Source organism: Peribacillus muralis (assembly GCF_001439925.1).
GTDB classification, from domain to species: Bacteria; Bacillota; Bacilli; order Bacillales; family DSM-1321; genus Peribacillus; species Peribacillus muralis.
On the sequence record NZ_LMBV01000042.1, the window covers coordinates 1 to 13,085 of the forward strand.

A 13,085-nucleotide genomic window follows, 5' to 3' on the forward strand; every position below is an offset into this window, starting at 1 on the left:
CCGTATACCGAACGGTACGTACGGTGGTGTGAGAGGTCGGAGGCTAGGCGCCTCCTCCTACTCGATTTAGGGAACTAAAGGGGCAGGATAGTTCCATAAGATTTTCGTCCATAATTAAATTCCCGTAACTAAACCCCAAACTGTTTTAAATGATGGTCAAGATGCTTATAAATTCCATGTCCCCATTGCTCGGAAGAAAGTTTTCCGAAAAAAGGATGTGGGTGACTTGTACAAGCCTCTGGTCCATTCTTTTGGAAGGTGGTAATTTTTTCTTTCAATCTTCCTCTTTCTATTTCAAAATCTTTTTTATCGGTTATTAAAATGGTTGGAATAGTAGACATATTATGTGGAAGGGGCTTGTCATTATAAAACATGGTTTTTGCAAACCGACCTACTAATAGCCCTAACCAACCTCTTGGAGGCATAGAATAGCCCATAGCAATGTCTTGGAAGGATGAGCAATGAGCTAACATTTGTGCAACATCCATTTTTCCCCATAATGGTTTTGAATTTGTGCTTAAGTTGTCGATACGTTTCAAAATTTCTTCTGTAAATAAGACCTCAAAAATATTATTCATTAGAATAACTCCTCTAATTTTGTTGATTTAAAACAGTATTTGATTATTTAATGTATATTCAACGTCAATATAATTTTATCCTTCTAAGCTAAAAAGGGGGACTGTTCCAGGAGGGATTGAAGTCCTGTTGGTTGAGCTAGTATGAAGAGGTAGCATTCCTGTGATAATAGAAAAGGCAAATGACAAGTTTTGTGAAGGAATGTACTTAAACTAACGGGTGCGTTAGCTTAAGATTTGGGCTGTCTTCAAGCAACTGTTTCTTTATTAAACTATCAGGTTATATGTTAAAATTTGGATAAAAGATAGTGAAGGGATGGTGTAAGCTTGAAAAAGAGTATCTTAATCTTATTACTCTTGATTAATGTTATCTACATAGCGAATTATCTTATCAATTTTGAAACTTTCACATTAAACAATCTATGGATTGCCTTTTTTATCATCAGTTTATGCTTATCTATTCTTTATTTGTTTCAGTCGAGAAAGAAATCTGGTTATAATTCTTATTTATCAATTGCAGTTATATTTGCAAGTATTAGTTCTTTAGGGGCTTATGGTTTTCTATACTTTATAACTCACCTTATGGAATAACGGATATTTAACTAACTGATGCTTTACTTCAATTAAAGTATTCCTTATAGAACTAACAGGTGCTTTAGCAGAAGATCGGAGCTGTCTTTAAGGCCGCTCTTTTCTTATTTACTTGAATTAATATCAATTCATTTACACACAATTCCTAAATAATTATTTAAAAGTTATTTAATCATGACAACAGATGTCATCATTATATATTATACTGGGTTTCTGTTTAGGTATGGAACTTATATACGCAATAAGTATTAACGGACATAAAAGCGATTTTTATGCTCACCGGTTTACTGATATTAATTAAGGGACATGATCACGATAGGTAATGGAGGTGAAGTGAAAATTTCCCTTTGTATGTGGGAGTCCCGGCAGAAAAAATGGATGTTCAATATTACTTTTTCTCGTTTTTTATGTCTGCTAATGAATAACGTAATATTTGGTTACATTAATAGACACAGACATATCTATTTTATTTTAAAGGGAGGAGAAATTATGAAAAACTTAGGACTAAGAAAAATAATATTAGATTTAGCAGTAACTTTGGATGGTTTAATTGAGGGGAAAAATGGTGAAGTTGATTGGTGTATCATGGACTCTGAGATGGGTTTTATTAATTTCTTAAATCAAATTGATACTATTTTATATGGTAGGAAAAGTTACGACGAATGGGGTCAATATATCCCGAAACCTGAAGAGCCTGATAGCGACAAGGAAATGTGGGATCTGGTTCATAGTAAAGAAAAATATGTGTTTTCCAAAACCCAAAAAGGGGCAGATGATAAAGCAGTATTCATAAATGATAATATTCTTGAAGAAGTAAATAAATTAAAGAATAAGCCTGGTAAAGACATTTGGCTATATGGTGGAGCAAGTCTTATAACAACTTTTATCAATTTAGGGCTTGTTGATGAATTTAGACTATCCGTTCACCCTGTTATTTTGGGTGAAGGGAAACCGATGTTTATTGATATTAATCAAAGAATTAATTTGAAAATGGTTAGTACAAGAACGTTCTCTTCTGGCGTAGTGCAACTAATCTATCATTGGAATAGGAATCAATAATATTGCACATTTCAAAGATAAATTACATTAAATCACTAGGAAAAACTCGATAGTAATTTTCACTTCTACCATAATCGGGCGCATTAATGAAGTAACTAAAGCCTAATTTCTCACTTATCACCGAGAAATTAGGTTTTTAAAATTTAGATTTCCTTAACGTTGTAAATTCGCATTATCCTGACACTACCCCTTTATAGAAATATATAAAAGAAAGAGAAATAAATTGGATTGAAAGTTAAAATGAAGAAACAATACATTAAGAAAAATACAGCTGAAGATTGGAGCTGTCTTTAAGGCAGCTCTTTTCGTTTTGTAAAAGTTGCTTCAAAAGTCTTTTTCTTATGGCACTAAAAGGGCAGGTTAGTACAAGAAGGAATATTAAAAGGTTAGGTTGAAATAGGAATAGTGTAGTCAGTTTTATTTTATTGTCAGAATATTATACTTTCGGTTAAGGAATTCACGAATTTATGGAGGGGTTTCATTGCAAACGTTTTTTCGGTATAACTGGATGGTCAGAGAAGAGTGGTATCGGTGGTGTGAGGAGTTAAGTGAAGAAGATCTCACACAAAACCGAACTGGCGGTGTAGGTAGTATTTTACATACGCTTTTCCATATAGTTGATGTCGAATGGAGCTGGATACGCCTGTTACAAGGTAAAACAGACTTTGTGGAGAACTTTGATGGTTATAAGAGCTTGAACCAGGTTCGAAAATTAGATGCTGAATTTCGAACGGAAGTGGAGAACTTTGTGAATAACTGGGATGGGAGCATGGAAAATCATTTGTTTTACGATACTCTACCAGATGGAAGAACTGTAACTGATACTTGGGGCGAGGTTATACGACATGTAATTGCCCACGAAATTCACCATATAGGACAATTATCAATTTGGGCAAGAGAAGTAGGGAAAAAGCCTGTGTCTGCAAATCTTATTGGTCAAGGTCTTTCCTCTTCTTCAACTAAAGGGGCAGGATTGTTCAACAAGGAATCCCTTTAAAAACGTTGAATTATATACTTGTGTATCAAAAAAAGTGGTAGGTAATTTATTTGCTATTATTAAATGTGGCATTGAACAAAAATTAAACTAGAATTTATTAAGAGGGGGTATAAATATTGAATGTAATTAATCTGTTACTTTACGAATTAGAACATACTTATAGTCAAGATGATTGGTACTCACCATTAAAACTAATATTAAATGACCTGACTGTTGAGCAGGCAGTATGGAAGCCTCAAAGCAAGACGATAAATTCGATATGGGAAATTACTGCTCACTTGCTATATTACAAAGAGCGGTTGTTATTGAGGTTACAAGAAAAGAATGCTGAGTATGCTTCAAATAACCAAGATACATTTACATTTGAAGGAAATTCTCAAGAAGATTGGGATGCTTTAGTAAGAAAGATGAATCAAGTCAATCAAGAAATATATGAGCAAATACAAAAATTGAGTATAACAGATTTAGAAAAAGACACATCTAAACACCCCCTATGGAAACATATTAATGGTGTAATCCGCCATGACGCTCATCATGCTGGGCAAATTATAGTAAATAGAAAATTACAAGGTGCATGGCCAGCTTATGAGGATAAGGACTTGTAGTAATGTAATTAAACATTACTGATGTTCGACTAACGGGTGCGTTAGCTGCTGATCGGAGCTGTCTTTAAGGCAGCTTTTTTCGTATGGAACTAAAGGGGCAGGATAGTTGAAAAGTGTGTTTGATCTTTGTTCAACTATTGGGCCAGAATCTTGAGGATTTCTTTCAAAGGGGGAGCGTTTAGTTATGTTAAAATATTGCAAGTGAAATACAGAGACAAGAAGGGAGGGGGCAAACATGGATAACGAATCAAATGTAGATAAATTGGAATTAATAAAGTCCTTTCAATCGACAATTAGAAAACTTGAAAACTCCTTGGATACGATGACTAAAAAAGGCGCAAATATTACGTTAGTAAAGAAACGACTCAAAGCTAATTATATCGGCTTGGCCATACTAGAAAACGTTTGGAATCAAAGACCCCATCAATACACCCAGGAAGATTTAGTAGGAGCTCGCAATGTTCTTACTGGTTTACTTCCATCAATTGAGAACAGTTATGCCAAGTTAAAGGCGGGTAGTAGTCCCCAAAGAACGCTTTTGGAACGAAGAATTAAAGCGTTGGAACTGGCTGTTCAAGCGATTGACGAACTTTCCAATGAATAACTGATCTAGCTAAAAGAAACTAAGAATCGATTTTTCTTAATGAACTAGCGGGTGCGTTAGTTCATTAAAATTTGTGAGGTAGATTATGTTAATTAAAATAAAAAATACAAAATCAATTGCTTCATTTGAATAGAAGCTGAGCCCAAACCTAACATACCTTTTACCAGTTAAAAACACCTGTTTTTTTAAAAATTAATGCTGAGAAACGCTCTACAACGAAATTAACTACATTTAGACTTAAATTACCTATTCGATTCAAATAAATAGGGTCATACATTCCATAACAGAGGTCCTGAAAATGGGGGTTTCTAACGTTAAGAAAGTTTCAACCCAAAAAAAAGATCAATCTCCTGTAGAAATCGACCTTTTTTCTAATAATTATACAAAAATATTAGTTTCTTGGATCTACATAATCTGGATAATCCGTAATAATTGCGTCAACTCCCATATCTAATAGGAAATCTGCTGCCTCTTGACTACGTACTGTCCATGATCCAATTTTCATATCAAGAGAGTGAACTTGATTTACTAATTCTTCAGTAACAATTCCATAGCTTGGATTAAAATAGTCGGCAAATGTTGAAAATTCCTGTAAGGCTAGTTCTGTTGTATCAGCTCTTGAAGATGTTAACACACCGATTGGAACTTTAGGAACGAGATTATTCATTTTTTCCATTGATTTATGGTTAAATGATTGGATAATGATTTTTTCATTTTGTGGTTTATCAAGATTTCGTTCTTTTAATTCTTCAGCTACACTTTCTTCAATCCCAGGATAAAGCTCTGATGCCTTTAATTCTATTAATATTCCAATTTTCCCGTGGTAACGATCAAGAATCTCATCAAATGTTGGGATTTGTTCACCAGCAAATTGCTCACCTTTCCAGCTGCCTGCATCAAGGCTTCTTAGTTCTTCAAACATGAAATCACCAACTTTTCCAGTTCCATCAGTTGTACGATCAACTGTCGTATCATGGATAAGTACTAATTCTCCATCCTTGGTTCTTTGAACATCGATTTCAATATAATCTGCCTTCATTTCTACTGCTTTATCAAAAGCAGCAATCGTATTTTCAGGTGCATATGCCGATGCCCCACGATGGGCAACATTATCAACCTTTCTTAAGTCTCCTATTGTTTCTGATGCAAAAGCTTGACTTAGTGGACTGAATAACAACGTAAATAACAACGTAAACGCAACCCCGGCACCTGCTAATAATTTTTTATTCATGTTCTCCATCTCCAATCTAAAATATGTATACAACTATAATTATAGAAAAGAAATGTTGAAGAAATATGTTTATAATGTATTGTTTTTATATGTCTAATATCCTTTTTAATCAATTGTATATTTACGGTTAAGATTCCCTATCAAGAAGAAGTATGGGACGGTACTTTTCTTAATGAACTAACGGGGGCACTGTCGCCAAAGGGAATAATTATTAAAAATACCACCAAGCTGAGTGCACTGGTGGTAATAAACTTTCAACGTAACCTCTGCCTTTTGAGCTTTAACGACTATAAATCCAGTAGCATAGCCTAGTTGCATTACTCTCGGATATACGTCACTCCGGTTTATTTTTTCTTTGTTTCAAGAACTCTTCATACTCTTTTTCATGCTTTGTCGAAACAGCAAGATTAGATAGCGCCTGGTGAAATAATTGGTGGTCCAGTTTAAATAAAAAGAGGTTTTCGAAACCACTTGCAGTAAGCACTCCAAAATCCCAAATGGCTTTATAGTCACGTGTATTAAGGGACTTAGCCATTAAAGCTAACACTTTTAAAATTTCAGTTGCCACTATTACATTATCTTTAGCATAATGTCTGATATAACCAAAACCATGATAAAGATAATGATTAAAATCCCTTTCCTGTAAGATCACTCGCAGATTATTACTTTCATCTATTAGATAATTAGAAAAATTGGATTTGCGTGAAATGGAAGCAAGTACCTCACCAATTTGATAGATGGCATTTGTAGCTGTTTTGGGATCATAATTTCCTATGGACCTAATCGCAACTTCGACCAGCTTGTTTATACTGAATTCAATATCTTGAACTTCAGATTGCCTCCTTTTAATACTAAAATAAGAAAGATACTTTAGTTCATCTATTTCCTTCGCGTTTTTTTTCCAATATGATACGATTGGTGTTGATTCAAAGACATAACTTCCGATTGTATATTCCAACCGAATAACGATGCCATCTTTTTGAGCTTCAGTAACCATACTAATATAATCCACGAGTTGAATATAACCAGATTTCCTTGACGTAATTGTAAATTCCTTACTCTCGAAAATTTGGCCAGTAATAGGACTTATATCTTTAACTTTATATGGATCTAGTTCATCTTCTAACGTATTTTTTACGATATATAACGCTTCTTTTTTCATGTCATAAGTCATTTGGTTAACTTGCAGCCAATTGACCGCATGATTAATGAAAAAGACAAACGTCAGTATAGATAATGCGGCTATTATTGTGGCTAAAACAGGTACTGCAAAATAATATTGTGCAAGTTCCTTATTGAGGAATAGATAACATAATAGCATATAGAAAAAACTTGCTGTAAAGATCCCGAGCACACGTTGGGTGGCTTTACTTGCAATGAAATTTTTCAACATTCGTGGCGAAAATTGTCCGGAAAATGTCGTGAAAACCACCAGAACCAAGTTAAATGTAAACGTAGTTAATGTCAAAGTGGCTGCTGTAAGCGTACCGACAATTGCTTGAGTAAGACTATAATCCACCGCAAAAAAAGTCCTCATATTTTTTCCTAACTCAAATTGAAAGTCTGCGGTTAATGCAACACCTACTAAAAGAAAGGAGATAAATACATATATAACAGGCGTATACCATAAATTGGATTGTATGATATGAGATAATTCCCTATTTGACATCCTTCTAAATATTTTTATCTTATCAAAAGAATTAATTTTACCCAAATTCATATATCTCCTTTTTCCGTAAAAAATCAAAAGCATGGAGCTTATTTTGGAACACTATCTATGTATTACCTAATCCTCCCCATCTTTAAACCGTTTATGCCAAAACGACCTTAAAACTTAATCAATCTGAAAATACGGATTCATAAGATGTCTTATTAAATTGATCATAGAAACGGATATTCTTAATTGCTTCTTAATGAGTATCGGGGCAGGATGGTTCAAGGATTATACTAATAAGCAGCGGAAGCAACGGTTTCACGTGGTACTTTTAAAAAATAAACGATTCGAACCTTTAAGTGAGGTGATAAAAATGAAGGTCGAAATAAGCTATTTCCCTCCCGAAAAAATAATAACTGTGCCAAGGGAAGAAGCGACTTATCCTTTTGAGATTAACGGTGAGTTCCAATATATTGTAAATTTTTACACAGATTCCCATGAAGAATTCTTTTGTAATTGGATGGATAGGGCAGATTATTATCCTATTTATTCACTTGCGGAAATCTATGATTTTGAACAAGCAGAGTACGAAGATCTGTTTAAGATGCAAAACATAGAGTTTAATTATATGAAGGGGAGTCGTAAAGACACGTTCTTTGTAAAGGCAATTATACGCATCCCGCAGCAATTTAAAGAATATTATCCTTATTTGTACGGGAATGGAAGCATGTTGAACTTATCATTATGGTCCTTAAAACAGGATGTATTCAGATTAGAGGAAAGGGAATATGAGTCACCTTATCCTGTAAAAAGGACTAAAAATAACCGAACCAGACTAGTTAAATTAAAGTGGATAGCCAATACCCCGATAGCAACTTTAACTGAAAGTTCAACCATGTTTTGGGTAGGATATGATGGTGACTATATTACCGCGTTCTCAAACGATGAACACTTTTCAACAATAGACTCTCTTCAAAAAATAATACCAGAAAAGGTCGAGCCGGTAACTGATGATGTTGATGAGGAGTAGTGTTCTCCCTCCTCCCATTCCATAAGACAAAGAGTTGCTTTGGGAGCTCTTTGTCTTATGGAACTATCGGGGCAGGTTAGTTCAACAAGAAATATATATAGAATGAATAAGATAAAAATGTGTCAATAAAAGGAGGAACGATAAATTAATAACATACCTCGATTCATATTAACGTCATAAGTGAGCCACCAATAGCTCCGGTTATTACTATAGCCCAAGGCGGCAATTTCCAGTACACAAGCATACTGAATAAGATCGCAGCAAAAGCAAAGTCTATAGGAGCTAAGATGGAGCTGGTCCAAATGGGGTTATAAAATGCCGCAATCAAGATGCCTACAACTGCTGCATTTACTCCCATTAATGCCCCTTTTACTTTAGAATTACGGCGTAATGTGTCCCAAAATGGCAATGTCCCTAAAATAAGAAGAAATGCAGGTAAGAAAATAGCTATTGTCGCTAATAAACCACCTTGCCATCCATTTATCACGGCACCTATGTATGCTGCAAACGTAAATAATGGTCCTGGAACAGCTTGTGTTGCACCATACCCAGCAAGAAATGTCTCTTTGTCTAGCCATCCAGTAGGGACAAATTCACGTTCAAGCAAAGGTAATACTACGTGTCCACCACCAAACACTAAAGAACCAGACCTATAAAAGCTATCAAACAGAGCAATCCAATTTGATGAAGTAACTTCCCGTAAAATTGGAAGTAGAAACAGTAATCCGAAAAATAATGCTAAACTAACAAATCCAACACCCCGCGAAATCGGAAAATGAATTTTAGATTCATAACTTTCGTCGTGTTGTTTATAAATTAGAAAACCAATCAAAGCGGCCAGTATAATAATACCTACTTGCACATAGGCAGTCTGCCACATCAAGGTCCCAACTAAGGCTATTAATGCAATTGTTTTTCTCTTTATATCTGGAGTTAAATTTTTTGACATCCCCAAAATGGCGTGTGCAACTATGGCTACGGCTACTATTTTTAATCCATGGATCCAGCCTGCATTTGAAACATCCATGCCTTGGAGAAATAATGCTAATATTATTAACGCTATAACCGAAGGCATTGTAAAACCAAGGAAAGCTAAAATACCACCGATGAAACCTCCTCGCATAACCCCGACTCCAATCCCAACCTGACTGCTAGCTGGACCAGGCAAGAATTGACACAAAGCAACTAAATCAGCATAGCTTTTTTCATCCACCCATTTTCTTTGTCTAACATACTCATTATGAAAGTAACCTAAATGTGCGATTGGTCCACCAAACGATGTTAAACCAAGCCTTGTTGAAACACATAGTATTTCAATTAGTGACTTAAAACTTCTATTCGTTTTGTTTTGATCCACTACATTATTCCTCCTATTCTTTAATTTCTTAGAAAAGTACAAAAACTTTCTTTCTAGCGTCCATATCCTAGATGATCTTTATTGAAGTATAATATTTAGAAATGTTTAATTTTAAATTCTAACAATGAATTTACACACTCTTAATATATTTGATCATTTAAAAAATAATCCTTGTTGAACTAACATGTACTTTAGCTGAAGATCGGAGCTGTCTTTAAGGCAGCTTTTTCTTATTGAACAAACGGGACAGAATTGTGTGAAAGAATGATTGTTAAACAATGTTACGGAAAATTGTTATAAGAGGTGATTTTATGGATACTTCAAGTTACATATTTTTAGCAATTTATTGGGTCGGCATTATTATATGGTCGCTTAAAAATAAGGAAAAGGCTAAGAAGGAATTACTTCAAATAAAAAATAATTGGAAGACAGGAGTATCAATATTCCTAATTGTTTTATTTCCATTTTTAGTTATGGCTTCTATGGTATTTGTATTGTAGTTTGTTTTCATTGTTAAGCTAACGTTGCAGGTTATCAAGATTAAAGGGGAAGCTTAAATAAAAACAGAAAGGAAGCATGCTTATGATAGAAATGTCACCCATTACATCGGAGAATTTAGAGCAATGTATTGAGCTTTATAAGAACGTTTTTAATGGTGATCCATGGAATGAAAGTTGGACATATGAAACTGCTAAAGAGAGACTTACTGACTTATTACATACTCCTAAGTTTCTTGGTTTTTTATTTCATATTGATAACAATTTAGTTGGTTTTATTGCTGGAAATAGTAAAGTGTCTTATCAAGGATTAACTTTTTATTTGGCAGAGCTTTGTGTAAATAATGAAATACAAGGTAAAGGTTATGGCTCAAAAATACTTCATTCTTTAGAGGATGAACTACAGAAGATAGATATTAAAAGTCTTTATTTATTAACTGCTAACGGCGGGCTTGCAGAAGCATTTTATCGAAAGAATGATTATGTAGTAAATGAACATAGGTTAGTTATGAAGAAAAAATTATAAAAGAAAGAATCTTATAGAACCAACGGGGCAGGTTAGTTTTGAATTCATATGGACTGTTTCTTTGCTAGTTAGCGATGTGCTACATCCCAGAGGTGAGGCGTATAAAATTTGGAGGCAAGAGTAAGCTAACAAACGTATATAAGCTGCTACGGGAGGTGAATAAGTATGAGTAATGCTGCAAGGGGATCAAAAAAAAATAAACCAACTGATGCAAACCATGTGAATGCTGAGACGAAAGCCAATCAAAGACGAGTTTCAGAAAAAAATAACCAAGAACATAATGATAAGAAAGAATAATGGGAAAGTTGAGTAGGTACTGATTTTTGATACCACTAAAATCTCTTAACTAGAGGACTGATATATCAATATCAGTCCTCTTTAATGATTTATTAATTAAAAAGGAAGGTGATAATTAAGCCTTGTTAGAATATATAATGTAGTAATAACAGGTTTGACTACCCCACACTGTTTGTCTACAACCACAAGAATGAGTGGGAATTTAGGTTTTAATACATACCTTCAGATGCGACAGCAGCATTTGGAGTAAAACGATGAAAACAAGATACAATTCACTAATGACCATTGAAATAACTTTACTATTTATTGCTTAGCTTTTTCTTGGACATGTAGCATAAATGAGATTTAACTACGTAGCAATACCAGAAAGAGAACAAAGATGAACTGCGTCAGCGCATCAGAACAAGGAAATAGCAACCACAAGCTGCATAGGAAAGGAGGAAATAAGAATGAAACATAATTCTACGCATCAAGGGCATAAAGAGCATAATAAACGGGTAGCAGAATTTCACAAAAAACACGCTGCTCAAGTAGCTAATGGAGAAAACGGAAGCGGTTGGTTAGCCAAGCTCGAAACGTCTTTTTTTAATAAAGTGCTTGTTCCTCTTAAAGTTGTGAAATAACATCTTTTGTCTGCTCCTGCTCTATGAGGAGCAGTTATTTTTGATTTTAAATAAATACTTTACTTCAATAACAGGGATTGCTGCGGCAGTCTTTTTTTTTGGCGCTGACGGGGCAGGATAGTTGAAGCACCGATTGGATTATTAGGAAATATGATTTTGCAGATTGAAATTTTCTTGAAGGTGAGGATGCAGAATTGGAGAATAGACTTTGGTTATTAGATCACATTCGTTCAATTGCACAGCTTGGACTCCGATATGCAAATAACCCCTACGATATTGAAAGATATGAAAAATTGCTGGATTTGGCTTGTGAAGAATATTCAATGCTAAGCGAAATTAAGCAACCTATAATTATTGAATAGTTTAAGAGTGAACTCGGACATAAACGCCAAAAGTTGGCGTAGGCGGTGTCATTCTTTCTTCAGACGGAAAGATGCTTTTAGAACGTCGTGAAGATGATGGAATTTGGGGTATTATAGGTGGATGGAGTGTTCCTAGTGAAAAGGTTAATTTACGGGCGTTTCTTATTAGAGGAGACAGATTAGGATATTCGAAACATCGTAGTAACGACTGTGCTTGTCATTTTAATAAATAAGGACTTGAATTATTGAGTGTGTTAGCAAGAAAAGAAGGCCGCCATTTGGTGGCCTTCTTAATGTATGTAAGATTCTTGGAATATTCATACATTTCAATTAGAAAAGTATTTTTTTGGTAATGGAACACGGAACTCATTTTATACCATTTGTTACATGTCCAACCCACCCAATCCAAATTATTTCAGTTCCATAAGATAGATATAATGCCTTGAAAAAGGGGTGCGGAAATTGGGTAAAGATAAAAAGAATAAAAAATGTGAAGAATGTGGACACCAAAAATGTCAATGTAAATCTAAACTAAAACAAAAACAAAAGAATGAGCAAATTGTTGAAGTGAATGTAAACGTATCTGCTAAAGATTATATAGGTCCACAAGGTGTTCAAGGACCACAAGGTACTCAAGGGCCACAAGGATTCCAAGGGCCACAAGGTGTTCAAGGACCACAGGGTATTCAGGGACCACAAGGATTTCAGGGAGCGCAAGGGTTCCAAGGGCCACAAGGTATTCAAGGATCACAAGGTGTTCAAGGTCCACAAGGTTTCCAAGGGGCACAAGGTGTTCAAGGGCCACAAGGGCCACAAGGATTCCAAGGAGCGCAAGGGGTTCAAGGGGAACAAGGGTTTCAAGGACCACAAGGTGCTCAAGGGGAGCAAGGGTTCCAAGGACCACAAGGTGTTCAGGGACCACAAGGTATTCAAGGAGCGCAAGGTGTTCAAGGGCCACAAGGATTTCAAGGAGCGCAAGGGGAACAAGGGGAACAAGGGTTCCAAGGACCACAAGGTTTCCAAGGGGCACAAGGTGTTCAAGGGCCACAAGGATTCCAAGGAGAGCAAGGGGTTCAA

13 protein-coding genes and 2 pseudogenes are annotated in these 13,085 nt (G+C 35.2%); 11 read left to right on the top strand and 4 right to left on the bottom strand.

Annotated features, from left to right (window positions below; all coding sequences use genetic code 11):
* Window positions 1-128 precede the first annotated feature (128 nt).
* Window positions 129-578, bottom strand: coding sequence for a DUF1569 domain-containing protein (locus ASU00_RS23275; protein ID WP_057915824.1), 450 nt, complete (start codon window positions 576-578; stop codon window positions 129-131).
* A gap of 1,077 nt (window positions 579-1,655) precedes the next feature.
* On the opposite strand from ASU00_RS23275, the gene ASU00_RS23280 reads away from it, so the two are divergent.
* From ASU00_RS23280 to ASU00_RS23295, 4 genes are all read left to right on the top strand, one after another.
* Window positions 1,656-2,225, top strand: a complete 570-nt coding sequence (locus ASU00_RS23280; protein ID WP_057915825.1) for a dihydrofolate reductase family protein — start codon at window positions 1,656-1,658, stop codon at window positions 2,223-2,225.
* Window positions 2,226-2,706: 481 nt separating this feature from the next.
* A complete protein-coding gene (locus ASU00_RS23285) occupies window positions 2,707-3,222 on the top strand; it encodes a DinB family protein (protein ID WP_057915826.1) in 516 nt (171 codons plus the stop codon).
* Window positions 3,223-3,338: 116 nt separating this feature from the next.
* The gene (locus ASU00_RS23290; protein ID WP_057915827.1) at window positions 3,339-3,827 is read left to right on the top strand and encodes a DinB family protein; all 489 of its coding nucleotides are present in this window, start codon (window positions 3,339-3,341) and stop codon (window positions 3,825-3,827) included.
* A gap of 235 nt (window positions 3,828-4,062) precedes the next feature.
* Complete coding sequence (locus ASU00_RS23295; RefSeq protein WP_057915828.1) at window positions 4,063-4,431, top strand: hypothetical protein; 369 nt, start codon at window positions 4,063-4,065, stop codon at window positions 4,429-4,431.
* A gap of 391 nt (window positions 4,432-4,822) precedes the next feature.
* Here ASU00_RS23295 and ASU00_RS23300 read toward each other — a convergent pair whose 3' ends face one another.
* Window positions 4,823-5,662 carry a glycerophosphodiester phosphodiesterase gene (locus ASU00_RS23300; protein WP_057915829.1) on the bottom strand — a complete coding sequence of 280 codons (840 nt, stop codon included), beginning with the start codon at window positions 5,660-5,662 and terminating at the stop codon, window positions 4,823-4,825.
* A 334-nt stretch (window positions 5,663-5,996) separates the two neighbouring features.
* Window positions 5,997-7,376 (bottom strand): DUF2254 domain-containing protein, encoded by a 1,380-nt coding sequence (locus ASU00_RS23305; protein ID WP_236712824.1) that lies wholly within the window; start codon window positions 7,374-7,376, stop codon window positions 5,997-5,999.
* Window positions 7,377-7,689: 313 nt separating this feature from the next.
* Here ASU00_RS23305 and ASU00_RS23310 point away from each other — a divergent pair, with 313 nt between their 5' ends.
* Window positions 7,690-8,346 (top strand): hypothetical protein, encoded by a 657-nt coding sequence (locus ASU00_RS23310; protein WP_057915834.1) that lies wholly within the window; start codon window positions 7,690-7,692, stop codon window positions 8,344-8,346.
* A 163-nt stretch (window positions 8,347-8,509) separates the two neighbouring features.
* Here ASU00_RS23310 and ASU00_RS23315 read toward each other — a convergent pair whose 3' ends face one another.
* Complete coding sequence (locus ASU00_RS23315; RefSeq protein WP_057915830.1) at window positions 8,510-9,703, bottom strand: chromate transporter; 1,194 nt, start codon at window positions 9,701-9,703, stop codon at window positions 8,510-8,512.
* 582 nt (window positions 9,704-10,285) lie between these two features.
* On the opposite strand from ASU00_RS23315, the gene ASU00_RS23325 reads away from it, so the two are divergent.
* The 6 genes and pseudogenes from ASU00_RS23325 to ASU00_RS26490 form a co-directional block, all read left to right on the top strand.
* A complete protein-coding gene (locus ASU00_RS23325; protein WP_057915832.1) occupies window positions 10,286-10,726 on the top strand; it encodes a GNAT family N-acetyltransferase in 441 nt (146 codons plus the stop codon).
* Window positions 10,727-10,891: 165 nt separating this feature from the next.
* Window positions 10,892-11,023, top strand: a complete 132-nt coding sequence (locus tag ASU00_RS26750) for a hypothetical protein (RefSeq protein ID WP_269085357.1) — start codon at window positions 10,892-10,894, stop codon at window positions 11,021-11,023.
* Between the two features lie 130 nt (window positions 11,024-11,153).
* Window positions 11,154-11,275, top strand: a pseudogene (locus tag ASU00_RS24845) (cysteine hydrolase); the annotation flags it as partial.
* Window positions 11,276-11,472: 197 nt separating this feature from the next.
* Window positions 11,473-11,646 carry a hypothetical protein gene (locus tag ASU00_RS25855; protein ID WP_169792923.1) on the top strand — a complete coding sequence of 58 codons (174 nt, stop codon included), beginning with the start codon at window positions 11,473-11,475 and terminating at the stop codon, window positions 11,644-11,646.
* A gap of 194 nt (window positions 11,647-11,840) precedes the next feature.
* Complete coding sequence (locus tag ASU00_RS24850; protein ID WP_082630598.1) at window positions 11,841-12,008, top strand: NUDIX hydrolase N-terminal domain-containing protein; 168 nt, start codon at window positions 11,841-11,843, stop codon at window positions 12,006-12,008.
* A gap of 600 nt (window positions 12,009-12,608) precedes the next feature.
* Window positions 12,609-13,085 (top strand): annotated as a pseudogene (locus ASU00_RS26490) (collagen-like domain-containing protein); the annotation flags it as partial.